Annotated in this window: 20 protein-coding genes; 11 read left to right on the forward strand and 9 right to left on the reverse strand. The window is 64.6% G+C overall.

The window, feature by feature from the left end; all coding sequences use genetic code 11:
* Positions 1-83: 83 nt before the first annotated feature.
* On the forward strand, positions 84-2,606 hold the full coding sequence (locus M2368_RS10085; protein WP_498724408.1) for a hypothetical protein: 2,523 nt from the start codon (positions 84-86) through the stop codon (positions 2,604-2,606).
* 97 nt (positions 2,607-2,703) lie between these two features.
* Here the strand turns inward: M2368_RS10085 and M2368_RS10090 are convergent, their stop codons facing one another.
* The gene (locus M2368_RS10090; protein ID WP_105656231.1) at positions 2,704-3,264 is read right to left on the reverse strand and encodes a histidine phosphatase family protein; all 561 of its coding nucleotides are present in this window, start codon (positions 3,262-3,264) and stop codon (positions 2,704-2,706) included.
* Positions 3,265-3,328: 64 nt separating this feature from the next.
* A complete protein-coding gene (locus M2368_RS10095; protein ID WP_105656230.1) occupies positions 3,329-4,159 on the reverse strand; it encodes a metallophosphoesterase family protein in 831 nt (276 codons plus the stop codon).
* Between the two features lie 247 nt (positions 4,160-4,406).
* Between M2368_RS10095 and M2368_RS10100 the strand changes: the two genes are divergently transcribed.
* From M2368_RS10100 to M2368_RS10135, 8 genes are all read left to right on the forward strand, one after another.
* Entirely contained in the window at positions 4,407-5,357 is a 951-nt protein-coding gene (locus M2368_RS10100) for a beta-ketoacyl-ACP synthase III (RefSeq protein WP_105656229.1), read from the forward strand.
* A 137-nt stretch (positions 5,358-5,494) separates the two neighbouring features.
* Positions 5,495-5,833 carry an ArsR/SmtB family transcription factor gene (locus M2368_RS10105; RefSeq protein WP_105656228.1) on the forward strand — a complete coding sequence of 113 codons (339 nt, stop codon included), beginning with the start codon at positions 5,495-5,497 and terminating at the stop codon, positions 5,831-5,833.
* A complete protein-coding gene (locus tag M2368_RS10110) occupies positions 5,830-6,810 on the forward strand; it encodes a TIGR03086 family metal-binding protein (RefSeq protein WP_105656227.1) in 981 nt (326 codons plus the stop codon). Before M2368_RS10105 ends, M2368_RS10110 begins: the two co-directional genes overlap by 4 nt.
* A 9-nt stretch (positions 6,811-6,819) precedes the next feature.
* A complete protein-coding gene (locus M2368_RS10115; protein WP_105656226.1) occupies positions 6,820-7,257 on the forward strand; it encodes an SRPBCC family protein in 438 nt (145 codons plus the stop codon).
* A gap of 136 nt (positions 7,258-7,393) precedes the next feature.
* Entirely contained in the window at positions 7,394-8,098 is a 705-nt protein-coding gene (locus M2368_RS10120; protein WP_498724409.1) for a FadR/GntR family transcriptional regulator, read from the forward strand.
* Positions 8,095-9,090 carry an asparaginase gene (locus tag M2368_RS10125; RefSeq protein WP_286172202.1) on the forward strand — a complete coding sequence of 332 codons (996 nt, stop codon included), beginning with the start codon at positions 8,095-8,097 and terminating at the stop codon, positions 9,088-9,090. Before M2368_RS10120 ends, M2368_RS10125 begins: the two co-directional genes overlap by 4 nt.
* Before the next feature lie 47 nt (positions 9,091-9,137).
* A complete protein-coding gene (locus tag M2368_RS10130; RefSeq protein ID WP_105656224.1) occupies positions 9,138-10,553 on the forward strand; it encodes an aspartate ammonia-lyase in 1,416 nt (471 codons plus the stop codon).
* 14 nt (positions 10,554-10,567) lie between these two features.
* Positions 10,568-12,046, forward strand: a complete 1,479-nt coding sequence (locus M2368_RS10135; RefSeq protein ID WP_105656223.1) for an amino acid permease — start codon at positions 10,568-10,570, stop codon at positions 12,044-12,046.
* Positions 12,047-12,121: 75 nt separating this feature from the next.
* Here the strand turns inward: M2368_RS10135 and M2368_RS10140 are convergent, their stop codons facing one another.
* Positions 12,122-12,898, reverse strand: a complete 777-nt coding sequence (locus M2368_RS10140; RefSeq protein WP_426733480.1) for a hypothetical protein — start codon at positions 12,896-12,898, stop codon at positions 12,122-12,124.
* Between the two features lie 205 nt (positions 12,899-13,103).
* Between M2368_RS10140 and M2368_RS10145 the strand changes: the two genes are divergently transcribed.
* Positions 13,104-15,161: a S9 family peptidase gene (locus M2368_RS10145; RefSeq protein ID WP_498724410.1), complete on the forward strand. Its 2,058-nt coding sequence runs from the start codon at positions 13,104-13,106 to the stop codon at positions 15,159-15,161.
* 31 nt (positions 15,162-15,192) lie between these two features.
* On the opposite strand, the gene M2368_RS10150 is transcribed toward M2368_RS10145, so the two are convergent.
* The 6 genes from M2368_RS10150 to M2368_RS10175 form a co-directional block, all read right to left on the reverse strand.
* Positions 15,193-17,769: a hypothetical protein gene (locus M2368_RS10150; protein WP_498724411.1), complete on the reverse strand. Its 2,577-nt coding sequence runs from the start codon at positions 17,767-17,769 to the stop codon at positions 15,193-15,195.
* Positions 17,769-19,274, reverse strand: a complete 1,506-nt coding sequence (locus tag M2368_RS10155; protein ID WP_498724412.1) for a hypothetical protein — start codon at positions 19,272-19,274, stop codon at positions 17,769-17,771. Before M2368_RS10155 ends, M2368_RS10150 begins: the two co-directional genes overlap by 1 nt.
* Positions 19,275-19,410: 136 nt before the next feature.
* Positions 19,411-20,826: a dihydrolipoamide acetyltransferase family protein gene (locus tag M2368_RS10160; protein ID WP_332731564.1), complete on the reverse strand. Its 1,416-nt coding sequence runs from the start codon at positions 20,824-20,826 to the stop codon at positions 19,411-19,413.
* 20 nt (positions 20,827-20,846) lie between these two features.
* A complete protein-coding gene (locus M2368_RS10165) occupies positions 20,847-21,824 on the reverse strand; it encodes an alpha-ketoacid dehydrogenase subunit beta (RefSeq protein ID WP_133834092.1) in 978 nt (325 codons plus the stop codon).
* Entirely contained in the window at positions 21,825-22,967 is a 1,143-nt protein-coding gene (gene pdhA, locus M2368_RS10170) for a pyruvate dehydrogenase (acetyl-transferring) E1 component subunit alpha (protein ID WP_105656216.1), read from the reverse strand. It lies immediately after the preceding gene.
* Between the two features lie 127 nt (positions 22,968-23,094).
* A complete protein-coding gene (locus tag M2368_RS10175; protein WP_332489307.1) occupies positions 23,095-24,204 on the reverse strand; it encodes a histidinol-phosphate transaminase in 1,110 nt (369 codons plus the stop codon).
* 82 nt (positions 24,205-24,286) lie between these two features.
* Here M2368_RS10175 and M2368_RS10180 point away from each other — a divergent pair, with 82 nt between their 5' ends.
* The gene (locus tag M2368_RS10180) at positions 24,287-24,673 is read left to right on the forward strand and encodes a phage holin family protein (RefSeq protein ID WP_105656214.1); all 387 of its coding nucleotides are present in this window, start codon (positions 24,287-24,289) and stop codon (positions 24,671-24,673) included.
* Positions 24,674-24,809: the final 136 nt, after the last annotated feature.

Genomic DNA, 24,809 nt, shown 5'->3' on the forward strand with positions numbered 1-24,809 from the left:
AAGGTCATATTCCAATTGTTCGACTTTAAGTTTCCAAGAACGCCCGGATGTGACGCCATCATCGCACCATGTGAGGACTCACCTTGGAAAATACGCAATTGCCTGATGATCCAAAGGTGCCACCGGCACCTTTGGATCCATTGCCAGCGCCGGCGGCACCGGCGAACCCGTTCGAGAATGCCGGGCAGAACCGGCAGGTCAGGAAATTCACCAACGCGGTCCTGGAACTGAAGTCCCGTGCCAGCCTGCAGCTTCTTGGATTCCAAGCCGGCGCCATTGCGGCCATTGGCATCGTCCTGGCTCTTTGCTACCTGATCCCCCTGGCCTCAATGGCCAAGGAGATCGGTGGCGGCGGCTCCGCTGAATTCAACGTGGCGTCCCAGCTCAATTCCTTCAAGGCCTTCATCATGGTCTTCGGTGCCGTCCTGGGCGGCGGGCTGAAGATCACCGGATCCGGGGGCGGATTCGGCATGTTCGGCGAGCTCAGCCTCGCATTCGCCCTCGTTTCGGTCACCTCCATCGTGGCAATCTGCGCCGCGAACTACCTGATCGTGCGCAAGCTGCGTCGTGGCGCACGCAACGGCGGATGGAAGAGCGCTGCATTGGCCTCCGGACTGCACGCGCTGGTCCTGTCATTGGTCTTCCTGGTCATTGCGCTCTTCGGGAAGCTCAGCATCCAGGGTGGCGAATTCTTCTCCGCCGCGGTGTCCCCGCGATATGCAGGTGTCTTCTTCACGATTGCCTTGGCCGTTTTCTTCTCGCAGTTCCTTGCCACCGCGCCCCAGCGCGCCAACGCCGGATCCCCATTGCTTACCGGGGTCCGCGAGGTCGTGGCCCTGGCTGTTTCGACCTTGGCCGCTTTCGCCTTGGTCGGCATCATTGCCGCATTCACCCAGCGTCCGGATGACATGCCCTGGAGCTTGGGCCTGATCCTGCTCCCGCTGCTGGGAACCATCGGTTCATATGTGGCAGCGCTGGGCTTCCTCGGGGCGCTGGCTCCGAATGTCTCCGGCATGGCCAGCTTCCTGGGCGAATACACCGCCGATGCCCTGCCCGAATCCGTCCTGCGCATCTGGGATATCGCCGACGGCAAGGGTGCTTGGCTCCTGGTCCTGAGCGTCATCCTGGTACTCCTGGCGGCTATCCGTATTGGCGTGCACCGTGGTCGACTGGCCGCTGGCTTCGACCTGCAGCGCGCTTGGCAGCTGCCGGTAGCGGCTTTGGTCCTGTGGATGATTCTTGCCGGGCTGACCAACATCTCCCTGGGTGGCGCTATCACCGCCAACGAGATGGGCAACATGAGCGGCAGCATGTCCTACGGCATCACCTGGTACTCGGTGATCTTCTTGGCACTCGGGGCCGCAGCTGTCTCGCTGCTGGCAGAAATCCTGCCCTTGCAGGTCTACCGCTTCGCCCCATCCCTGCTGGCAGTGATTGCCGGCAAGGACGCCTCAGCGCGATGGATTTCCGGCCAGGCACCTGCCGTTGCTCCAGCTTCGCCGGTTGCAGCCGCACCCAGCCAGGCTGCTCCAGTTGCCGCCGCAGCCCAATCCACCCCTGCCGTGTCCGCCGACGGCCAGCCGATGGCTGGTGAACCGGCTCCGGCGCTGGCCCCGGCCTCGGAAGAGTCCAAGAAGAAGGCCAAGGCCGTTGGCTTCTCGGTTCTCGCGCTGGCAGTCATTGCCGGTCTGGGCTTCGGTGCCATCGCCTACCTGAACGGGCAGCGCAAGCCGGAAGCTGAAGTTGAGAAATACCTCGCGCTGCTTGCCGAGGGCCAGGCCGGCAAGGCGACCGAGATGGTCGACCCGGGGATCGACAACGCCTCGCGCGTCCTGCTCAGCGACGACGTTCTGGGCAACGCCAAGCAGCGCTTGGAACTCGTTGATGTCATCGAGGAATCCAAGGGCAAGGACTCGGCCCGTGTGCGAGCGATCTACTCCATCAACGGCGAGCGCCACGAACGCTCCTTCAATGTCGACGCGGGCGACAAGGACTTCGGCCTGCTCGATACCTGGGTGCTCCATGAAGCATTGATTGTTCCGGTGGAGATCACCTCCGATAAGAGCTCGGAAGTCACTGTCGGCAAGGCCAAGGTCAAGCTGCTTGAAAGCGAGGACTACTACGGCGAGGGACGTTCCTTCACCGGCAGCTTCTACGCCTACCCGGGCATCTATGATGTCTCAGCGCCTGGCAACGAATACCTGACGAGCGAAGCCCAGGAATTGCGTGTCAACCATCCTGATTCGCAGCCGGCACAGGCGGCGCTGGTTACGACCACCACCGAGAAGCTCGACGAGCTGGTGCTGGATGAGGTCAAGAAGTTCGCTACTGCCTGCGTGACCGTTCCAACCAACCTCGATGACGGTTGCCCGAGCACCTTGCAGTCCAAGGACATCGCATCGTTCTCTGTGAAGTCGCATGCTGAAAGCGTGGCCATCGAGGAATCGGGCAGTTTCTCAAGCTCCGAGATCGTCTTCAAGTACAAGCTCAATGACACGGAGTTCATTGATTACGACGAAGAAGAGCTCACCCGCAGCTTCACGGGCAGCGTGGATTGGTACGGCGAGAAGCCCCAGGTCACCGTCGAAGGCGCATCCTGGTGGTAAGCCGCTGCTTCAGCTGTGGCAGCCCGCCGCTGACTAGAACGCAAAGCCGCGTGCCGGCCATGATCCATGGCCGGCACGCGGCTTTGCTCTTTGCTTCCTAATGCCACAGCGGTTCGCGCGAGACGTGGTTGACCAGTAGCTGCGCATCCAGCTCGACATAGGTTCCATTGGCCATGCGCGGATTGCTTTCGCCGGTGAGCGCGGCGATTACCGAGCAGATCAAGGCGCTGTGGCTCACGACCATCACATTCTGCCCGGGATGCTGATGGCAGATCTTGAACAATGCGTTCACTGCACGCCCCACCAGATGCTCTTCGGTTTCTCCAGTGCCAACCAGCAGTTGGCGCTGTTCGTCGGCGCCATCGGCCACCAGGGTGCCTTCGAGATCGCCGAAGTCCTGCTCCATCAGTTCCTGGTTTTCGTGCAGGGCACGGATGCCCAAGCTATTGGCGAGGATCTGCGCTGTTTGGCGGGCACGGAACAACGGGGAGGAATACACCGCGTCCCAAGTGCCTTCGGGCGCCAACTGCGCGGCTAGCTGCTGGGCTTGGCGGATGCCGGTATCGTTCAGTGGCAGGTCGCTGCGTCCATGCAGGCGTCCTGCCTTGTTCCATTCGGTCTGTCCGTGGCGGATCAGGATCAGTTTCTTTGCGCTCATCGTCTTCTTCTTTCTGGCATGCACCGAAGCAACTGGTGCCCGGTGCGAAGTAGTGTTCTTGGAGTCAGTTGCCGGTCTGCGAACTCTTGACCGGCGCTGGCAGCGGGGTGCTCGCGTGCAGCGCGGCGTACTGGCCGCTGGATGCAGCGAACGCGTCGACCGATTTCGCCCCGACCTTGATGACGTTGAATCCCGCTGCGGGCTCGTCAACGATCTGCGTCGGGGCAAATGGATTCATGTTGTAGGACACTGCAGGAGCCATGAACACCGGGGTGCTCAACAGCTGGCTGGTGGACGCCTGATGGTAGTGGCCGCAAAGGATTGCACGGATATCGCTTCCGGCGGCGATGGCCGCCAGCTCCATCGGGTTCTCCAGCCCGCGGCCGGCGCGGGCTTCATTGGCGGCTTCCACCGGAGGATGGTGCAGCAGAAGCAGGGATCCGCGCGGCGCCGGAACCGCCAGCAGCGAGGCAAGCCAATCGAGCTGCCGCTGTTCCAAGCGTCCCCGGGCCAACTGGAATCCCCCGCTGTCCAAACCAATAATCCGAAGCCCCAGGACCTCGTGCACCGTGTCGGCTGGATGCGGACCGGTGGACAGGCGCCTGGTGTTGAAGGATTCTCCAATCGCGCCCAACGGATCATGGTTGCCCGGAACGGTGATGACCGGGCAATCCAGTTCGCGCTGGGCCTGGTTGAAGATCCCTGCGGCCCGCTCATGGATGTCCGAACCGCGGTCTGCGATATCGCCGGTCACCACAATGGCATCCGGACCCAGACACGCGGCTGCTTCCAGCGCCTGTTCTGTTCGTTGCCACGAATCAATGGATCCGTGAAGCAGCTGCCCTTCGGGACGCAGGTGGGTGTCGCTCAATTGGATTATCGTCAGAGGTTCCATTTTTCCTCCTTCACGGCTGCTGCATTTCATCCCATTGAACGCCGGGGTTCTGGCCAGCAGGTGAACAGGGTGTCGACGCCATATGAAGTCCTGAAGAATCGGGGTTTTGCCGATAATCGGACAAATCGGCCATGGAAGGCAGGTAAAACTGGCTGACACATGCTTTCTGGCGCATATGAACGGCGAGTAGCATCCAAAACGACTAATCTTAGAAGAGAAGATTTGAATCCACCGAGGAGCTATATCCATGACCGGCAGCAAAGTCGTCGCCTTTGGCCACTTCCAGCCAGAGCGCATCGTCCCTAACACCGAGCTGGAAAAGTTGGTGGAAACCAGCGATGAATGGATCACCCGACGTGTCGGCATCGAAGAACGCCGCTGGGGAACCGGTGTTGAAACCGTAGACTCCATGGCCATCAAGGCCGCAGAGATGGCGCTGGGCAACGCAGCTGGCATCAAGGCAGCCGATATCGACATGATCATCGTCGCCACCTGCACCGCTACGGACCGTTCGCCGAACATGGCCGCACGCGTAGCTAACGCCCTGGGCATGGACCAAGGGCCGGCAGCGGTGGACGTGAACGTGGCTTGCGCAGGCTTTGCCCACGCCGTTGGCCTGGCCCAGGGCGCCATTGCCGCTGGCTCGGCGACGAATGCCTTGGTTATCGGCTCGGAGATGCTCACCGACTACACCGACTTCACCGATCGCACCACCTGCGTGCTGACCGCGGACGGCGCTGGCGCCTTCGTGATCACCGCATCGGAAGACAACGGCATCTCGCCGGTGGTCTGGGGTTCGGTTCCGTCCCTGTCCGATGCAGTGCGCATCGAAGAAGAAAACAACATGAAGTTCGCGCAGAACGGCCAGAGCGTTTACCGCTGGACCGTCACGCAGCTGCCGAAGATCGCTTCGAAAATCATCGACCGTGCCGGCATGAAGCCTGAGGAGCTGGACGCCATTGTCCTGCACCAGGCCAACCTGCGCATCATCGAGCCATTGGCAGAGAAGATCGGCGCACCGAACGCGCGCGTGGCCACCGATGTGGTGTACTCGGGCAACACTTCGGCCGCTTCGGTTCCGCTGGCCCTTTCCAAGTTGATGGCTTCGGATGAGCCATTGCCTTCGGGTTCCAAGGCGTTGCTCTTCGCCTTCGGTGGCGGCCTGGCTTACGCCGGCCAGATCATCACGATCCCTTAAGTATTTTCGCCATGAGTGGGCGCTACGGCATTTTGCCGTGGCGCCCACTAGTGCTTTAACGGCGCCTTCCGCATCAGCCTAAAAAGCTGCTCCGCACCCCTTGCAATAACGCGTTAGTGACTGCTAACGTATTTTTCATGCTTGATCTACTGGAAGTCGCTTCCGAGCCAACGCGCAGGCGCTTGATTCAGTTGCTGGGTTCCGGGGAACGCACGGTGACGGAACTGGCCGCGAACTTCGCCGTCAGCCGCTCCGCCATCTCGCAACACCTGCTGCTGTTGATTGACGTAGGACTGCTGCAAGCCCGCAAGGATGGCCGCAGCCGCTACTACTCGCTGGACCCTGCAGGCATCACGAAGCTCAAGGCCCTCCTTGACTCGTTCTGGAATACCGAACTCGACCTGCTCGTTGCCGAGGCCGCCGAATTGGCGTCGTTCAATGGGCCACCGCACCAGCCACCAGGAGAAAAGCCATGAGCTTTGAACGAACAGTCATCCTCCCCGTTGACGCCGACACCGCCTTTGCACTGGTCACCAACCCGGAACGCCTTCGCCGCTGGCAAACCGTTGCCAACCGCGTTGACCTGCAGACCGGCGGCAGCTACCGCTTCACCATGGGTCCGGGCCACCAGGCCTCGGGCACTTTCACCGAAATCGAGCCCGGCAAGCGCCTGGTCTTCACCATGGGATGGGAAGGTTCGGATGCCGTTCCGCCCGGCGATTCGACGGTTTTCATCACCCTGGAACCGCTGGATCAGGGCACGGCCCTGACCTTGCGCCATGAGGGGCTGGACGCCGAGCAGTCCTCGGGCCACGCCGAGGGATGGAACCACTTCCTGGATCGGCTGAAGGAGTTTGCCGAGACCGGCGAAGCAGCCATCGACGAGTGGAACGCCGTGCCCGAGCCGCAGAATCCGATCGTTTCCGCCGAGGGCTCCGTGGCAGCCCTGCAGTTCATCCTGAACAACATCTGCGCAGCGGACCTGGCCAAAGCCACTCCCTGCTCCGAGTTCTCCGTGAGCGAGCTGCTGGATCACCTTGCGGGTTCGGTCTCGATGATCGGCGGTGCCCTGGGCGCTGCGGTATCCGATGACCCGGCCCTGGCGCCGGAAGCACGCATCGCCAACCTGGTGCAGCCGACCCTGGAGGCTTTTGCCGCTCGCGGCGTTGCCGGCGAGATTGATCTCGGATTCGCTGTCATGCCGGCTTCAGTGGTTGCCGGGATCCTGAATCTGGAACTGATGGTTCACGGGTGGGACTTCGCCCAGGCGACCGGCCAGGAGTTCGCGATCCATCCTGGCCACGCGGAATACGTACTGGGCTTGGCACGCAAGACTGTGGGACCGGCTCAGCGCACCTCCGGCTCCTTCGCGGAAGAAACCATGGTCGCCGAATCCGCCAGCAGCCTGGATCGACTGATTGCCTTCACCGGCCGCGTTCCCGCAGGAGCCTGAGGACCTCCCATGGTTGATGTCTCCACGAGCATCGCTATCGACCGGCCACGTTCGGTGGTGGCCGGCTACGCGATGAACCCGCTGAACGCTCCGGCGTGGTACCGGAATATCCATTCGGTGCGCCGGCTGGATCCCCATGGCTTCGGCCTCGGATCACGCACCGCCTTCGAAGCCAGGTTCCTTGGACGGAAGCTTTCCTACACCTACGAAGTCACCAGGTTCGCGCAGAACGAGGAACTGGTCATGGCCACCGCGCAGGGCCCGTTTCCCATGCGCACCACCTATCGCTTCGAAGCGATAGGGCCAACGGCGACTCGGGTCCACCTGCGCAATGACGGCGAGCCAACTGGCTTCGGCAAACTGGCCGGCCCGCTGATGGAAATGATGATGCGGCGAGCCAATATGGCTGATCTCCGGGCGCTGAAAAGCATCCTGGAGAAAGACTGAGGACCAGCGGCGAACACCGCGGATACCTTGCCTGTGGCATCGTGTCCGCGGTGTTCGCGCGTCACTGACCTGAGCATTCCCGATTGCTCCAGTTCCCGACTTGACGTTAAGTGGATCACACCCCAGACTGGTACACGTGAACCTGTCTGACAGCTGGACACCCGGACAGCAACCGATCGAACGACGATCCGCTGCCGAAGGCGTCTTCCATGCACTCCGCCTAGCCATTGAAGCCCAGGAAATCGCCATCGGCGCGAAACTGGGGTCCGAAGCTGCCCTCGCGGCCGACTACGGCGTGAGCCGCTCGGTCATCCGCGAAGCGCTGCGCTCCTGCGCGGCCCTGGGCCTGACCCGCACCGAAACCGGGCGCGGCACCTTCGTGGTCTCCCACCGGCCCACCCGCGAGCTGATACTGGGCACGTTCTCCTCCGACGACCTGCACGAAGCCCGTCCGCATATCGAGATCCCGGCTGCCACCCTCGCCGCCACCCGGCGCACCGCCGAGGACCTGGAGCGGATCAGCGGGCTGATCGAGGCGATGGAGCAGGAAGACGACCCGGCAGCCTGGGTCGAGCTGGACGCCGCCTTCCATGCCGCGATCGCCCAGGCCAGCGGCAACTCGGTGTTCTCCAAGGTCGTCGCGGACATCCGCGAGGCCATGGCCCGCCAGTCCGAGACCGTGAACCTGGTTGCCGGCCGCCGGTCGCCGTCGAACTCGGAGCACCAGGAAATCTACCAGGCCATCGCCGCCCAAGACCCGCAAGCGGCCAACAATGCGATGGCCAAGCACCTCAATGCGGTGCAGCAAGCAGTATCCACCATAGTCAGGAGCAAGAAGTGACCCCCGCCGATCCCCAGACCCTGCGCGCTTCGCTGGTCGTTGAGGCACTGCCGCAGCACGAACCGCTGGTCATCGCCACCCGCGGCGAGGCCGTGGAGTCCATCCACTACGGCTCGGCCGTGCTGCTGGATCCCGCCGGCTCCATCGCCGCCAGCCGCGGCGATGCCCAGGCCGCGTTCTACCCGCGCTCGGCGCTCAAGCCGCTGTTCGCCGTGGGCATGCTGCGCGCCGGACTGCAGCTCGACGACCAGCAGCTGGCCTTGGCCTCGGCCAGCCACTCCGGGAGCCCGCGCCACCTGCAGGTCGCCGAATCCACGCTGGCCGCCGCCGGCCTGGACCACACAGCGCTGCGCAATTCCACCGACCTGCCCTACGGCGTTGCCGAGCGCCAGGACTACCTGGCCGCTGGCGGCAAGGCCACCGCGCTCGCGCAGAACTGCTCGGGCAAGCACGCCGCACTGGCGGCCCTGTGCGAGCTCAAGGGCTGGGACACCGCCAACTACCTGCACGACGAGCGCCTCCTGCAGCTGCTGCAGGACACCGTGGAGGATCTTTCGGGCGAACAGATCTCCGGGGTGAGCACCGACGGCTGCGGCACCCCGGTCTACCGGATGACCCTGGCCGGATTGGCCCGCGCCTTCGGCAAGCTGGCCAGCGCCGCGCAAGGCACCGCCGAGGCACGCGTGGCCGCGGCAATGGCCGGCTACCCGGAACTGGTAGCCGGCGTTGGCCGCGATGTCACCGCCCTGATGCGCGCGGTGCCCGGCTCCGTGGCCAAGGACGGTTTCGAGGGCATCCAGGCCGTGGGCCTGCCCGATGGCAGCGCGCTGGCCGTGAAGATCGCCGACGGCTCGGACCGCGCCCGGATGCCGATCACCGCCAAGCTGCTCGCCGAGCACCTGGGCTCCGAGGCCGCATTGGCCCTTGAACCGCTGGCTACCAGCCCGGCCTTTGGCGGCGGTGCGCCCGTGGGCCTGCTGGCCGCACTGTAATTTTTTCCGTTCCAACCATTTCAACGAATCCTGGAGAAGAATCCACCATGCCTGAAACCTTGCTCAGCGGCCAGACCCGCAGCGAGCATGACCTGATCGGCGACCGCGATATCCCGGCGGATGCCTACTGGGGCGTGCACACGCTGCGCGCCAAGGAGAACTTCGACATCACCGGCACCGAGCTGTCCGGCAACCCGCACCTGATCCGCGCATTGGCGCGCGTGAAGCAGGCCGCGGCGCGTGCCAACCACGAGCTGGGGCTGCTGGACACCCAGCGCGCGAACGCCATCGACCAGGCCTGCGAGGCCATCGCCGGCGGGGCGCTGCATGAGCAGTTCATCATCGACCCGATCCAGGGCGGGGCCGGCACCAGCACGAACATGAACGCCAACGAGGTCATCGCCAACCTGGCGCTGGAAATCATGGGCCATGCCAAGGGCGAGTACTCCTTCTTGCACCCCAACGACCATGTGAACCTCTCGCAGTCCACCAACGACGCCTACCCGACCGCGGTGAACATCGCCACGCACTTCGCCACCCAGCCGCTGCTGGCAGCCATCGAGGTGCTGCAGGATTCGTGCATCGCCAAGGCCGCCGAGTTCCGCACCGTGGTGAAGATGGGCCGCACCCAGCTGCAGGACGCCGTGCCGATGACCGTGGGCCAGGAGTTCCGCGGCTGGGCCGTGACCCTGGGCGAGGACCGGGCGCGGCTGGAGGAATCGCTGTGCCTGGTCACCGAGATCAACCTCGGCGCCACCGCCATCGGCACCGGGCTGAACGCCCCGGCCGGCTATGCCGAGGCCGCCTGCCGCCACCTGCGCGAGCTGACCGGCCTGCCGCTGACCACCAGCCCGGACCTGATCGAAGCCACTTCGGATGTGGGCGCGTTCGTGCACCTCTCGGGCGTGCTCAAGCGCGTGGCGCTGAAGATCTCCAAGATCTGCAACGACCTGCGCCTGCTCTCCTCCGGTCCGCGCGCTGGCCTGAACGACCTGCAGCTGCCGGCCGTGCAGTCCGGCTCCTCGATCATGCCCGGCAAGGTCAACCCGGTGATCCCGGAAGTGGTCAGCCAGATCGCCTACCAGGTGGTGGGCCACGACTTGACCGTGACCATGGCCGCCGAGGGCGGGCAGCTGCAGCTGAACGCCTTCGAGCCGGTGATTGTGCACTCGATCGGGCTCTCCCTGAAGCACCTGGCCAACGGCTGCCTGACCCTGGCGCACAAGTGCATCGACGGGATCACCGTGGACGAGCAGGCGCTGCGCCGCGAGGTGGAGAACTCCATCGGCCTGGTCACCGCGCTGAACCCGCGGCTGGGCTACGCGGCATCCACCTCGGTGGCCCTCGAAGCGCTGCACACCGGGCGCGGCGTGGCCGAGCTGGTGCTCGAACGCGGCCTGCTCTCGGCCGAAGACCTCAATGAGTTGCTCTCCCCCGAGCGCCTCGCCAACCTCACCGACTAGATCCGAGGAATCATATGGATAATTCCACTCCGCACGCCACCGCGGCGCACGTCCCCGATGCCGCGCTGACGGCCGGCGACAACGATTACCACAAGGGCCTGTCCTCCCGGCAGATGCAGATGATCGCCATTGGCGGCGCCATCGGCACCGGGCTGTTCATGGGTGCCGGCGGCCGGTTGGCCGAAGCCGGACCGGGCATTGTCATCAGCTACGCAGTCTGCGGCTTCTTCGCCTTCCTGATCCTGCGGGCGCTGGGCGAACTGGTCATGCACCGCCCGTCCACCGGTTCCTTCGTGTCCTACGCCCGCGAGTTCTACGGCGAGAAGGCGGCCTTCGCCACCGGCTGGCTGTACTGGCTGAACTGGGTAATGACCGCCATTGTCGATATCACCGCGGTGGCCCTGTACATGGGCTTCTTCGGCAAGTACGTGGGGTGGATCAGCTCGGTGCCCCAGTGGCTCTGGGCGCTGCTGGCGCTGGCCGTGGTGCTGGCCATGAACCTGATCTCGGTCAAGGCCTTCGGCGAGATGGAATTCTGGTTCGCACTGGTCAAGGTTGTGGCCCTGGTGGCCTTCCTGATCATTGGCTGCTACTTCGTCATCTTCGGCACGCCGCTGGCAGGACATGAGGTCGGCTTCTCGCTGCTCAGCTCCAATGGCGGGCTGCTGCCCAATGGCCTGCTGCCGGTGCTGGTGCTGATGCAGGGCGTGGTCTTCTCCTATGCTTCCATCGAGCTGATCGGCACCGCCGCGGGCGAAACGGAGAATCCGGAAAAGGTCATGCCCAAGGCGATCAACACCGTGATCATCCGCATCGCCGTATTCTACGTCGGCTCGCTGGTGCTGCTCTCGCTGCTGCTGCCCTACACCGCGTACAGCGCCGGGGAATCGCCGTTCGTGACCTTCTTCGGATCCATCGGCGTGCAGGGCATGGACGTGGTGATGAACCTGGTGGTGCTCACCGCGGCGCTGTCCTCGCTGAACGCCGGGCTCTACTCCACCGGGCGCATCATGCGCTCCATGTCATTGAACGGCTCGGCGCCGAAATTCGCCGGGCGGATGAACAAGGCCGGGGTTCCCTACGGCGGCATCGTGATCACCGCTGTGGTGGCCGTGTTCGGCGTGGTGCTCAACGCCGTGGTCCCGGCCAAGGCCTTCGAGATCGTGCTGAACTTCGCGGCCATCGGCATCATTGCCTCCTGGGGGATGATCGTGCTGTGCCAGATGGCGCTGGTGAAGTCCGCCAAGCGCGGCGAGCAGCAGCGCCCCGGCTTCCGGATGCCGCTGGCTCCGGTCTCCGGCTGGGTCACCCTGGGCTTCCTGGCCCTGGTGCTGGTGATGATGGCCTTCGATAATCCCATCGGCACCTGGACCATTGCCTCGCTGGTGGTCATCATCCCGTTGATCATCGGCGGCTGGTACTTGTGCCGCGGACGGATCAACGAGATCGCCAAGGCGCGGCTGCACAACGAGCAGCCGGCCAACCAGCGGTAGCAGGATCCCGGGACCGGCCCGGAAGCAGCCTCGAGCTGCTTCCGGGCCGGTCCTTTCTTGCGTGCCGGGCTTGGCCTAGCCCTTGGCCGGCTGGACGCTGAGCAGGATTTCGCGCACCAACGCATATTCCTGGGTATCCAGGAATTGCTGCGCCTGTTGCTTCACCGGGTCATCCGGGACGCCACGGTCTTCCAGATAGTCCTCTTCGACCCACATCATCGGCGACTGCTCGCCGACCTTGAAGAAGTTCAGATCCGGGTTCTCATTGCGCTGGGCGAGCACTTGGTCATCGACCAGGGCAATATCGAACCCGGACTCCTTCTCGCCATCCTCCTGGCTGGTCGATTCCCAGAACTCGGCAATGAAGCTGGCGGGATGGAAGCCGGTGCCAGCTCCGGGGTCCGGCAGCTCTTCGCGCTCCAGTAGCTCCCGCTCGTACAGAGACACGTCCCCATCCGGCGAGGTTGCCGTGGTGGGGATCAGCGTGAGCACATGCTTGCCCTGCGCGTCCTTGATCTCCCATTCATCCCATTCGGTGCATTCACCCTCGCAGTCATCCCCGGTGGCGGTCCACTGCTCCGGGGTCATGAACTGGATGCTATGCACTTCATGCTCTTGGCTCAGCTCGGGCGCCGCCGTGCTTGGCGCATCCGGGCTTTCGGCGCTTGACGATGGGCTGGATTCGGGGCTCGAAGCCTCCGGCGAGCTGGCACTTGCCGATGGCGATGTGCCGCTTGGCGCAGGTTCCTGACTGGGTGTCGAGTCCGGCTGGGCTCCCTGGCAGGCAGCCAGCATCAGGGCTGCTGCGCACATCATCGGGAGCGCGCCGAGACGGGTTCTGGCACGGTTCATCTTTTCCAACTCCTTGATCCATGATCCGGTCATGCAGCTGACATCGCGAGCTCCCCCATTGAATTCATCCTCCACTCAATTGCAGGTTTTTCCAATAGCGGCGGCATCACGCCTTGGTTGCAAGTTGTCCCGGTCTTGTTGCCGATGCCAGGTAATTTTCGATTTCCGGTAGTGCCCAGCCGCGAACAGTGGCAAGATATGTGAAGTGGAACACTCTAAGCATTCATTTCATAATTTAGATTCATTTATTGGCCTGGGCCGCCTCGGCGGCCTGGCGCTCTCCCCCGACGGCACCAAGCTCGTCACCACCCTCAGCGAGCTTTCCGAGGACGGGACGAAATACGAAAGCGCCCTTTGGTCGCTGGATCCCAAAGGCGAAGCACCAGCACGCAGGCTGACATTCGGCGAGCACGGCGAATCGCAACCGCAGTTCGCCGCCAACGGCGACCTGTTCTTCGTGGCCAAGCGCTCGTCGAAGGAAGACGCCAAGGCCGAAGGCTGGATCCTGCCGGTAGCAGGAGGCGAAGCCCGCTCGGTGATTTCCCACCCTGCCGGGGTGCAGTCCTTGCGGATCTGCCAGCAGTCCCCGCAGACCATCGTGCTGCGCGCCTCGGCCTTCTCCCGCGCCAAGGACCTGGACGCCGAAGCGGCACTGCGCACCGGCCGCAAGGACAAGAAGGTCTCGGCGATCCTGCACACCGGCTACCCGGTCCGCTACTGGGACGAAGATCTGGGCCCGTCCACCCCGCACTACTACACCGGGTCCCTGCCGGGCCTGCAGGACGCCACCAGTACCCAGCTCACCGACCTCACCCCGGGCATGGGCGCGAATCTGGAGGATACCTCCTACGACGTTGCTTCCAATGGCAGTTTCCTGGTCACCGAATGGCAGGTTCCCGAAGGCCGGGCTTCCTCAGCCCCGGGAGTGATGCGCATCGACCTGCACACCGGCGCCCACGAGATGCTGCTGGCCCCCGATGCCCAGTACGAATATACGCTGGGCAAGATCAGCCCGGATTCAACCCAGCTGGCCTACGCCCGCTGGGAGCGTTCCACCGCCGATACCGCCCCGGTCTTCGAGTTGTGGCTGATGGATCTGGCCGACGGCGCCACCCACCGGATCGCCGCCGGCTGGGACCGCTGGGTCAATGACCTGCAGTGGGTTCCCAACGGGCGCTCGCTGCTGCTGACCGCCGATGACAACGGCCACGCACCGGTCTTCCATCTGAGCCTGTACAACGACAAGATCACCCGGCTCACCGATGACGGCGCGTACACCGATCTGGCCATCAGCAGCGACTCGCGTACCGCCTACGCGCTTCGTTCCAGCTACCTGTACCCGGCCGAACCGGTGGCCATCGACCTGGCGCACACCGGGGACCTGGAGCCGGGCGAATACGCGGCCTTGACCGAGCTGCGTTCCCCGGTCTCCCGCCCGGCCCTGCCCGGAACGCTCACCGAGGTGTCAGCCACCGCCGATGACGGGTCGAGCATCCGCGCCTGGCTGGCCCTGCCCGCCACCGCTTCTGCCGCCGACAAGGCGCCGCTGCTGCTGTGGATCCATGGCGGGCCGCTGGGCTCGTGGAATGCCTGGAGCTGGCGCTGGAGCCCATGGCTGCTGGTGGCCCAGGGCTATGCCGTGCTGCTGCCGGATCCGGCCCTGTCCACCGGCTACGGCCAGGAGTTCATCCAGCGCGGCTGGGGCCGCTGGGGCCAGGAACCGTACACTGACCTGCTGGCCATCACCGATGCCGCCGAGGCGCGGCCGGACATCGATGAAACCCGCACCGCCGCCATGGGCGGCTCCTTCGGCGGCTACATGGCCAACTGGGTGGCTGGGCACACCGACCGCTTCAAGGCCATCGTCACCCATGCCAGCCTGTGGGCGCTGGAAGGCTTCGGCAAGACCACCGACGCCGCGTTCTACTGGACCCGCGAGATGAGCCCCGAAATGCGCGAGCAGAACTCGCCGCATCATTCGGTGGGCAGCATCGTCACCCCGATGCTGGTCATCCACGGCGACAAGGACTACCGGGTGCCCATCGGCGAGGGCCTGCGCCTGTGGTACGAGCTGCTAGCCGATTCGGGGCTGCCCCAGAAGGAAGACGGCAGCACCGAGCACCAGTTCCTGTACTTTCCGGATGAGAACCACTGGGTGCTGTCCCCGCAGCACGCCAAGATCTGGTACCAGGTAGTCACCGAGTTCCTTTCCCAGAAGGTGCTGGGCAACGCGCCGCAGGAACTGCCCGAGCTGCTGGGCTAGAACCGCGCAGTGCCGGACTGCCGGGGCGGAGTCATTTCTGTCCCGGCAGTTCCACTGGCGCTGGAGCATCTCCCCCGGCACCGCGGCTGGCCAGCACCAGCGCCTTGGCCCGCCGCGCCACGTCGGCATCGCGTTCGCCCAGCAGCGCTACCAGCCGGGCCAGATGCGCCGTGCGCTGGGCATAGCCGGCGGCAAGGCGCTGGCCCAGGGTCATCGAGGATAACTCCTGGGCTTCGCGCCACGCCATCATCAAGGCCCGCTCGAACAATCGCTGCCCTGCCTCGTCCGCATTCGGGGCCGCGGTCGCGCCGAGCACGGCCACCGCATTGATCTGCGAATCCTCCAAGCCCATGGCCAGCTCCTCCAGCTGCCGGCGCGAATGCTGGACGGACCGCGAGCCGCGGGAGAACCGGGTCAGCTGCGAGGTCGCCCCGAGCAGGTACTGGAGGACCTGGACCACGTTGACCACCGTGAAGAACAGCATGAACACGAGCATCCAGTACAGCAGCGAGGTGCTGTAGTCCGGCTGCTCGTACCCGGCCTGCTTGAGCACCACGGCGAAGTCCTCGGCCGCGCTGGCGGCTTCCATGGCCGGATAGTTCGACTCGTAGATGCTTCCATGCTCCCACCCGCCGGTCGTGCCCCAGGAGGCGGTGCCGCTGATGACTGCCCCCGAGATCAGCCCGGGGACGATTCCCTTGCCCTCGTCGGTGATCAGCAGCGGGATGATCGTCAGGTCCTCGGGCAGCTCGCCGTTGGCCGGATCCGCGCGATCGGAGTATTCGTCCTTGATCCGCAAGATCGCTGTGCGCACGCTCTCGGGCGTCGAATCGCGGTATTCCGAGCCGTCGAAGTGCTTGAGTTCCAGGTAGGCTTCGGCATCGCGGACCACGACCAGGATCTGCTGCGGAGTGTCGAAGTCCTCTTCCATGTACCGGCGGATCTCGGCTTCGTCAACCAGCTTTCCCTGGTCATCGATTTCAAGTTCCATCCCCCGCCCGGACCCCTCATAGGTGCGTCCAGGCTCGCTGGCTACCGAGGACACGATGACCCCCGCGGCGATCAGGCTGCCCAGCAGCAAGGCAGAGAGCAGGCCGGCCGTCCACGCCCGGCGCAGCTTGGGCGGTTCATCGCCCTCGGTGCCGACGGTGCCGGCGAACTTGGCCAGCGCGCGCCGCCAAGCACCGGGCTCGCGCGGCATGCCGTCTGCCTCCTGATCGGCCTGAAGCGTATCGCCGAGAATCCCGCGGGCCAGCGAGTTCGCCGTGGCGATCTGCGCCAGCGCACCCTGCTTGGATACCGGCGGCAAGCCCAGGCTGGAGCGCAGCTCATTGTGCTGGGCGCCGATCTGGGGCACCGGCTGCTGCAGCCCCCGCGGATACCGGCGCAGCCGGGCAGCGATCTTCCCGGCGAGCTTCGCCAGCCGCCGTTCGGCCTCGGCCCAGCGCTCGATGGCGGTGCGCTGGCTGGTATCGCCATGGGCGGCATTGAGCAGTTCGCCGAGGGCACTGCGGAAATCCGCCAGGTCCTTGCCGGCCACCATGGTGCCCGGGGCGGTGTCCAGCCGGATCAGCAGCGCCGTGGCCGCATCGTTGATCGGGCTGCTGAGCTTGTCGAAGGTGGATCCGGTGCCAGCCAGGTGCGCATGCACCGAGCCGGCGCCCATCAGCGAGTCGGCCAGTTCCGTCAGCTTGCGCGTGTCGGCCTCGAAGGCCGCCAGCTGCTGCCCGGTGCTCTGTTCCAGGCATTCGGCCCGGGTGAACAGCGAGCGCACCAAGGGCGCTTCGCGGCGGGCGGCATCCAGGGACAGGGATTCGAGCTGCCGCCACGCCTTGGTGAAGCCGGCAGGACGGCGCGATTGCTCGGTGGCCTGGTAGGTGGCTTCCAGTGCTTCGAGGTCCAGGAGCACGCGGGCCAGCTTGCGCTGCGCCGCGGCCAGCCGCCGGTGGCGCGATGCCCACCGCGAGCGGTAGCGCAGGGCGCTGGCCAAGAACGCGGCGGTGAGCATGGCGCTCGCACCCACGGCCGCGAACCAGAAGATCGCCGAGCTGCTGGGCGAATTGTCCAGCAGCACGGCGGCAGTATGCGCGGCGGCCACCGCCGCCTTGGGCCCATGGCCTACCGAAACGTTCTTGGTGAAGGCGTGCTCGATGTCGAAGCGCAGGTCGGTATGCGCGTCGTCGGATGCTGCAAGGCTGCGGTCCAGGCCCACCCCGGCGAAGCGCTGTTCAGCGTCGCTTAGCCCGGGATCCCTGTTCTCCATCCTGGTCGAGACGATGATCTGGTTTTCCGGCACCTGCCCGCGCAGCAGTTCATCACCCGTGAGCCAGCGGTCGGTGATGACCAGTTCCAGCGGGGCCGTGGCACGCACCGGGTGCCGGGCCAGCTCGGCGTCCACCGTCTGCTGGGTGATGTTGAAGCCGTTATCGCCGCGGACCACCACCTGGACCTCGTAGGGGTCCGGGACGTTGGCTGCCTGCACGGCCAGCACCGCGCGCACGCCCAGCGCGGTGGTCACCAGCGCCATGATGATGGCGGCGATGGCGGTCCAATGGAAGGGGCGGTGCAACCGCCGCCCGGTGGAATCGTGCATCAAGCGGGCCGGCATCAGCGGGTCCCGCTTCCTGGCGCGAAATTCCGGAGCACCGCGATGGGATCGTCCTCCATCGGATCGGTTTTCCGCTGCGCGCTTTCCATCGACTCGCCCAGGCCGTGGGGAATCTTCAGCCTCGCCTGGCCGGCTTGGGCCAGTGCATCGTGCAAGACGCCATCGAGTTCGTCGCGCAGTTCCCACAGCCTGTCCAGGATCCCCGGGGCCGTATCCGCGCCGCTACTCCTGCGGCTCAGGCGGGTGTGCAGCAGCTGCAGCTCATCGGTATGCGTGATGATCACGGTGCGCGCGGCCTGCGCGCAAGCCAGTTGCCCGGCACCGGGAAGATCGAGGAACAGCGCCAGGTCCTCCAGCCGTGCACGGTGGTATTCGAAAATCCGGTTCCAGGACTCGCGCGAATCCCGTGGCCGTGCCGTGAAGGCGTGGGCCAGCTGCACCGCTCCGCGCAGCAGCGAGAGCTCGTGCTCGCGGTCGCGCAGCTGGGCCAGCTGCGCTTCGGAGACCTGCTGCGGCTGCAGGGAATCCGGGGCCATACCCAATGCGCGCCAGGCCCCTGGCTGGGAGCCGGCCCGTTGCCTTTCAAGTTCTGCCATGACCTGCGCCAAGCGGCTCTCCCGCGTCAGGCCGGGATCGGGCACCGGATGGCGGTCCAGGTAAATGCTTGCCCGCTGGATCCGTGATTCGAGCAGCTCGGCCTGCTTGTTGCGATCGGCGGCGGCTGCCTGCCGGGCCTTGCGGCGCTTGGCACGCCAGGCCCATGCGAGCAGGAACGCAACGGCGGCGGCGAGCGCGCCCACGGCGATCACCTTGGCCAGTGCCCGGTCCGGCGGTGCCTGCAGCTGCTGGGTGGTGGCCAGCGCGACGGCGGTGATCCCCGCGGTGTAATCCCCGGCGGCGAACTCGCCCTGCCCTGCCTCCAGGATCCGCTGCTGGCTTCCCGGTGCGGTTTCGCGCACGTCGCGCCCGGGATCCACGGCGATTTCCACCGGATCCCCGGCTTTCTCGGGAAGCATCACGCCGATGGCGATCCAGCCTTCCCCGACATAGCCCAGGGTCTTTCCGTTCTCCAGCCAGTCATCGCTCAGCGCGTCGCTGTCGCCGAACATCAGCATCCCGCGCACCAGCTGCCCGGCGCCCTTGAGGTTGTTGGGTTCCTGGTCCACCCCGAGCAGGATCTTCGCATCCTGTTCGCCCACGGCCTGCCTGACCTGGTCCATGATCCGTTCCGAATCCACCTCATCGAGTGCCGCATCGGTGACCGCCAGGTAGAAGTTGCCTTCCTGCGAGGTCACCGACGGGATGAGGACGGTGCCTTCATCTGCGGAGTCATCGTCGGGCGTCGCCGAGGGGTAGACCGGTGCCGTGGCCTCTGGCTGAGTTGGATCCGCGGCTGCCTGCGCCGGCACAACGCCCAGTCCCAGGCCCAGTCCCAGGGCTGCGAACAGGCCCGCGAGCAGCAGCTTGCCGGGGTACTTCAGGTCGGTGCAACACGTGCGGTTCATGGGAACAACTGTATCAACAGGGGTTTGAATAACCCTGCTCAAGGAACAATTCGAACCGCGGGGACAGCACCTCCCCGCGCAGATCCCCGAAAGGTTCTGCGCGGGGCGGTGGGCTGCCTCGCTGGTCCGGGAGCCCTTAGTCCAGCAGCATCGCCGGTTCCTGAAGGATCGACGCCACGTCGGCCATGAAGCGGGCCGAGAGGTCGCCATCCACCACGCGGTGGTCGAAGGAGCCGCCCAGGGTGGTGATCCAGCGCGGGACCACTTCGCCGTCGATGACCCATGGCTTCTGGCGGATCGTGCCGAATGCAACGATGGCTACTTCGCCCGGGTTGATGATCGGGGTACCCGTGTCGATTCCCAGCGCACCGATGTTGGTGATGCTCAGCGAGCCGTCGCGCATGTCCTCTGGACGGGTCTTGCCGGCACGAGCGGTGGTGGCCAGATCATTCAGGGCGATGGCCAGTTCCTTCATGTTCAGGTTCTGGGCGTCCTTGATATTCGGCACCAGCAGGCCACGCGGGGTGGCTGCGGCGATGCCCAGGTTCATGAAGCGCTTCTGGTGGATCTCGGCGCCGTTTGCGGTTTCCACCCAGCTGGCGTTCACCGAAGGGTTGCGGGCCGCCGCCCAGATCACGGCACGGGCCAGCACCAGCAGCGGCGAGACCTTGATGCCCTCGAAGTCGCGGGACTTCTTCAGGCGCTGCACGTATTCCATGGTTCGGCTGGCATCCACATCCACGAAGATCGAGACATGCGGTGCGGTGAAGGCCGAGTCGACCATGGCCTTGGCGGTGGCTTTGCGCACGCCGCGCACCGGGGTGCGTTCCACGCGGGCATCGGCCAGCTGGCCGTGGGCCCAATAGGTTGGCGCCGCTGCATGCTCGGCTTCGCGCTGGGCCTGGTAGCTATTGACGTCTTCGCGGGTGATCTCGCCCTGGTTGCCGGTGCCCACCACGTCGTTGATGTCGATGCCCAGCTCCTTGGCCAGCCGGCGTACCGGCGGCTTGGCCAGCACGCGGTCCACGAAGCTCGCCACCGCAGGCTTGCGGCGGTCGACTTCGCGGGTCACCGCGGTACCCAGGGACTGCGCGCGGCGCGAGATGGTCTCGGCCAAGGCGGAGCCGGAGGCGCGCACCGCTGCGGTTCGCGCACCGGCCGTCGAAGGAGCGGGGCGGGTGGTGCGTGCCCGGCGCACCGAGGCATCAGCGGTGGGGCCCGATCCGACCAGCGGGCCGGGTTCCTCCGAGGCCTGCGGTGCGGCGGTGCTCAGGGCTTCGGCTGCTTCGGGCACGCCGGTTGGAGGTGCCGCGTTGCCTTCTTCATCGATGGTGATCAGCGGGTTGTCCACGAGTACGGTATCGCCCTCGGCCGCGTGCAATGCGGTGACCACCCCGGCGAAGGGGCAGGGCAGCTCGACCAGCGACTTCGCGGTTTCGATTTCCACGAAAATCTGGTTGACCTCAACGGTGTCGCCCACCTTGACCTTCCAGGAGGCGATATCCGCTTCGGTCAGGCCTTCGCCCACATCGGGGAGATTAAAGACTGTCATTACTACTCCTTGGATTCCGCTTAGTAAGCGAAAGACCGGTCGAGGGCTTCAAGCAACTTGTCGATGTCCGGCAGGTACTGGGACTCCACCTTGGAAATCGGGTAAGGCATGTGGAATCCGCCCACGCGCAGCACTGGGGCTTCCAGAGAGAGGAAGGCGCGCTCGGTGATGCGGGCCGCGATTTCGCCGCCCAGGCCGCCGAAGGTCGGCGCTTCGTGGGTGACAATCAGCCGGCCGGTCTTCTGCACCGATTCGGTAATGGTGTCGAAATCGATCGGCGACAGCGAGCGCAGGTCGATGACCTCGATGGACCGGCCATCTTCCAGCGCGGCATCAGCGGCAGCCAGGGCGATCGGCACCAGCGGGCCGTAGGCGACGATGGTCGCGTCGGTGCCCGGGCGGACCACCTGCGCCTTGAAGGCATCCAGCGCCGGGGTTTCGGTATCGACCTCGCCCTTGAGCCAGTAGCGGCGCTTGGGCTCGAAGAAGATCACCGGGTCCTGGCAGCTGGCTGCCTGCTGGATCATCCAGTAGGCGTCATGCGCGTTGGACGGGGTGATGATGCGCAGGCCCGCGGTGTGGGCGAACAGCGCCTCCGGGGATTCGGAGTGGTGCTCGATGGAGCCGATGCCGCCGCCGTAAGGGATGCGGATGACTACAGGCGTGGTCAGACGCCCCTCGGAGCGGGCGTGCATCTTGGCCAGCTGGGTGGTGATCTGGCTGAAAGCCGGGAAGACGAAGCCGTCGAACTGGATTTCCACCAGCGGGCTGAAACCGCGCAGGGCCATGCCCACGGCGGTGCCGACGATGCCGGCCTCGCCCAGCGGCGAGTCGATGACGCGGTGCTCGCCATACTTGTCGATCAGCCCGTCGGTGATGCGGTAGACGCCACCGAGGCGCCCGATGTCCTCGCCCATCAGCAGGGACTTGCCATTGGACTCCAGCACCTTGTCCAGGCCGCTGGTAATGGCCTTGGCCAGGGTCATTGTGGTGGTCATTTAGTGCTCTCCCTCAGCCGCATCGGCGAATCCTGCTTCGTATTCCAGATGCCAGGCCAGTTCTTCCTGGATCAGTGGATGCGCTTCGGCGTAGACCTGCTCGAAGGACTTGGCCAGCGGCGGGACAGGGAAGGCCATGGCGTCTTCGCGGACCTTGGCAGCCATCGCATCAGCGTCGGCGGCCAGCTGCTCGAAGTAGGCGTCGTCAACCAGGTTGTTCTCGCGCAGGTAGGTTTCCAGGCGGATCAGCGGGTCCTTCGGGGCCCACTGGGCCTCTTCTTCGCTCATGCGGTATTTGGTTGGATCATCGGCGGTGGTATGCGCGCCGAGGCGGTAGGTGACGGCCTCGATGAGGACCGGGCCCTTGCCGCTGCGTGCGTGTTCCAGCGCCCAGCGGGTGACCGCCAGAACGGCCAGCACGTCGTTGCCATCCACGCGCACTCCCGGCATGCCGTAACCTGCGGCGCGGTTGACCAGCGGCACCTTGGACTGGACCTCGAAAGGAACGGAGATCGCCCACTGGTTGTTCTGGCAGAAGTAGACCACCGGTGCGTTGAAGGAGCTGGCGAAGACCATGGACTCATGGGTTTCGCCCTCGGTGGAGGAGCCATCGCCGAAGTAGGCGACTACGGCGTTGCCTTCCTTGGCGCGACGGGCTTCATCCCAGCCGCGCTGTTCCATGTTCAAAGCCATTGCATAACCGGCGGCATGCGGCATCTGCGCGGCAAGCACCATGGTGTACATGTGGAAGTTGTTTTCCCGGGGATCCCAGCCGCCTCCGGAGATGCCGCGGAACAGGCGCAGCATTTCGGAGAAGGAGACATCGCGGGTCAGTGCCACACCGTGCTCGCGGTAGGTGGGGAAGATGTAGTCGCTTCGGCGGGTGGCACGGCCGGAACCGATCTGCGCCGCTTCCTGCCCGCGCAGCGGAACCCAGAGGCACAACTGGCCCTGGCGCTGCAATGCTGTGGCCTCTTGGTCGAATCGACGGGTCAATGCCATGTCGCGGTAGAAGCCGCGAAGCATGTCATCATCAACGTCACCCAGATACGCATCGTACGTTCCATGGGACTGACGCTGGCCGTCCGGAGTCAGGATCTGAATCAGATCCGGCTCCGTCGCCTCGGTCGCAGCACGCGTCATTTATCATCCTTCGGTCATAAATATGCCCCACACGGAATACATTCCGCATGGGACATATACGGCTTGTCTAATTTCTAAGCCTATAGGCACTGACCGCTAAAACGCGAGAAATCAGCACCAGTTGCCCCTATGCCAGGTCTAGTGATTCCTTGCACAGTTCAATAAAACGATCGTTTGCTTCAACTTCGCCGATGGAGACGCGCACTCCTTCGTTCGAGAAGCCGCGCACCGACAGCGCCACGGCGTTTGCCCGCTCGACGAACTCATCGGTATTTTCGCCCAGCGGAAGCCAGACGAAGTTCGCCTGGGTGGAAGGAATCTTCCAGCCCTGCCCGGACAGGGCCGAGGCAACTCGTTCGCGTTCCATGACCAAGCCCTCAACGCGCTCAAGCACCTGGTCGATGTGGGCCAGCGAAGCGACCGCGGCATCCTCGGCCACGCTGGAGACGGCAAACGGGGTGGCCACTACGCGGATGTTATCGGTGATCTCCGGGTGAGCCACCGAGTAGCCCACCCTGAGATTCGCCAGGCCGTGAGCCTTCGAGAAAGTGCGCAGGAGAACCACATTTTCGTTCTCGTTGTAGGTATGGATGCCATCCACCGATTTCTCGTCGCGGACGAACTCGGTGTAGGCCTCATCCAGGACAACCAGCACGTTCTTCGGAACCCGTGCCAGGAAGTCATCGACTTCGGCCTGGCTGAGTACCGGACCGGTGGGGTTATTCGGTGTGCACAGCAAGATGACTGAAGTATTCTCGTTCACCGCTGCGATCATGGATTCCAGATCGTGGCGCCCGTCTTCCAGCAACGGGATTTCAACGGGCAGCGCACCGGCAGTCTGCACGAGGATTGGGTAGGCCTCGAAGGAACGCCACGCATAGATGACTTCATCCTGGATGCCGTCTTCGTTCTGGCCCGCGAAAGCGTTCAGGATCTGCACCAACGCGCCAAGGGAACCGGCCCCGGTCACGATGTCTTCCGCAGGAACGTCCAAGTACTCGGAAAGTGCTTCGCGCAGCTTGGTCGATAGCGGATCAGGGTAGCGATTCAGGCTGGACTGCTCCACGACCGCCCGATGCACAGCGTCCAAGGGACCGAAGGGAATTTCATTCGATGACAGCTTGTAAGCTCTCGCGCCTTCAATAGGGGCAGGCGGCTTGCCCGCAGCGTATTTGGGCAAACGTGCAACTACAGAGCGTGGCTGCACCTGATCTTGGGTCACCGGGTTCTCAGTCATACCTCAAAGCCTAGCCCTCACTAAGGGTTTAGCGATATCTCCGGTTCATCCTAATCCCAGATTTCTATGCCAAAGTTAAGGCATGAGCTTTCTGATTCGAGTCATCGTCAATGCGCTTGCCCTCGCCGCCGCCGTCTGGATTGTGCCCGGCCTCAAGATCGTCGCGGCCGGCGAAGGTGCAGTAAGCACGGTCATCGCCTATTTGGCGGTTGGCGCAATCTTCGGATTGGTCAACGCCTTGGTCCGTCCGATCGTCAAGCTGTTCTCCTTGCCAATCACCTGCCTCACCTTGGGCTTGTTCACTATCGTGATTAACGCCCTGATGCTCCTGCTGACTTCATGGCTGACGACCTTCACCCCGATTGAACTGGTCATCGAGCAGTTCTGGTGGGATGCCATCGCCGGTACGATTATCATCTCCATCGTCTCTGCGGTCCTCGGATTGTTCGTCAAGAGCGAGAACGAGTAAGCGGTATTCGACGCAGTACAAGAAGAGGACGGCATCCGACAGGTGCCGTCCTCTTTCGTTAATATCCGATTCGCCGCCCCCGATCAGCGTCCCATCTTCTGCCCTGATCCACAGCACCATTCATCAGCACGGTGAT

Source organism: Arthrobacter sp. JUb119, assembly GCF_024807995.1.
In the GTDB taxonomy this organism is placed as follows: domain Bacteria; phylum Actinomycetota; class Actinomycetes; order Actinomycetales; family Micrococcaceae; genus Glutamicibacter.

Excerpts from the sequence above, each read along its gene's own strand:
- M2368_RS10155 (WP_498724412.1), bottom strand. The coding sequence starts at position 19,274 with ATGAACCGCACGTGTTGCACCGACCTGAAGTACCCCGGCAAGCTGCTG.
- M2368_RS10090 (WP_105656231.1), bottom strand. The coding sequence starts at position 3,264 with ATGAGCGCAAAGAAACTGATCCTGATCCGCCACGGACAGACCGAATGG.
- M2368_RS10130 (WP_105656224.1), top strand. The coding sequence starts at position 9,138 with ATGCCTGAAACCTTGCTCAGCGGCCAGACCCGCAGCGAGCATGACCTG.
- M2368_RS10150 (WP_498724411.1), bottom strand. The coding sequence starts at position 17,769 with ATGCCGGCCCGCTTGATGCACGATTCCACCGGGCGGCGGTTGCACCGC.
- M2368_RS10100 (WP_105656229.1), top strand. The coding sequence starts at position 4,407 with ATGACCGGCAGCAAAGTCGTCGCCTTTGGCCACTTCCAGCCAGAGCGC.
- M2368_RS10175 (WP_332489307.1), bottom strand. The coding sequence starts at position 24,204 with ATGACTGAGAACCCGGTGACCCAAGATCAGGTGCAGCCACGCTCTGTA.
- M2368_RS10140 (WP_426733480.1), bottom strand. The coding sequence starts at position 12,898 with ATGAACCGTGCCAGAACCCGTCTCGGCGCGCTCCCGATGATGTGCGCA.
- M2368_RS10095 (WP_105656230.1), bottom strand. The coding sequence starts at position 4,159 with ATGGAACCTCTGACGATAATCCAATTGAGCGACACCCACCTGCGTCCC.
- M2368_RS10165 (WP_133834092.1), bottom strand. The coding sequence starts at position 21,824 with ATGACCACCACAATGACCCTGGCCAAGGCCATTACCAGCGGCCTGGAC.
- M2368_RS10105 (WP_105656228.1), top strand. The coding sequence starts at position 5,495 with ATGCTTGATCTACTGGAAGTCGCTTCCGAGCCAACGCGCAGGCGCTTG.
- pdhA (WP_105656216.1), bottom strand. The coding sequence starts at position 22,967 with ATGACGCGTGCTGCGACCGAGGCGACGGAGCCGGATCTGATTCAGATC.
- M2368_RS10135 (WP_105656223.1), top strand. The coding sequence starts at position 10,568 with ATGGATAATTCCACTCCGCACGCCACCGCGGCGCACGTCCCCGATGCC.
- M2368_RS10180 (WP_105656214.1), top strand. The coding sequence starts at position 24,287 with ATGAGCTTTCTGATTCGAGTCATCGTCAATGCGCTTGCCCTCGCCGCC.
- M2368_RS10160 (WP_332731564.1), bottom strand. The coding sequence starts at position 20,826 with ATGACAGTCTTTAATCTCCCCGATGTGGGCGAAGGCCTGACCGAAGCG.
- M2368_RS10115 (WP_105656226.1), top strand. The coding sequence starts at position 6,820 with ATGGTTGATGTCTCCACGAGCATCGCTATCGACCGGCCACGTTCGGTG.
- M2368_RS10110 (WP_105656227.1), top strand. The coding sequence starts at position 5,830 with ATGAGCTTTGAACGAACAGTCATCCTCCCCGTTGACGCCGACACCGCC.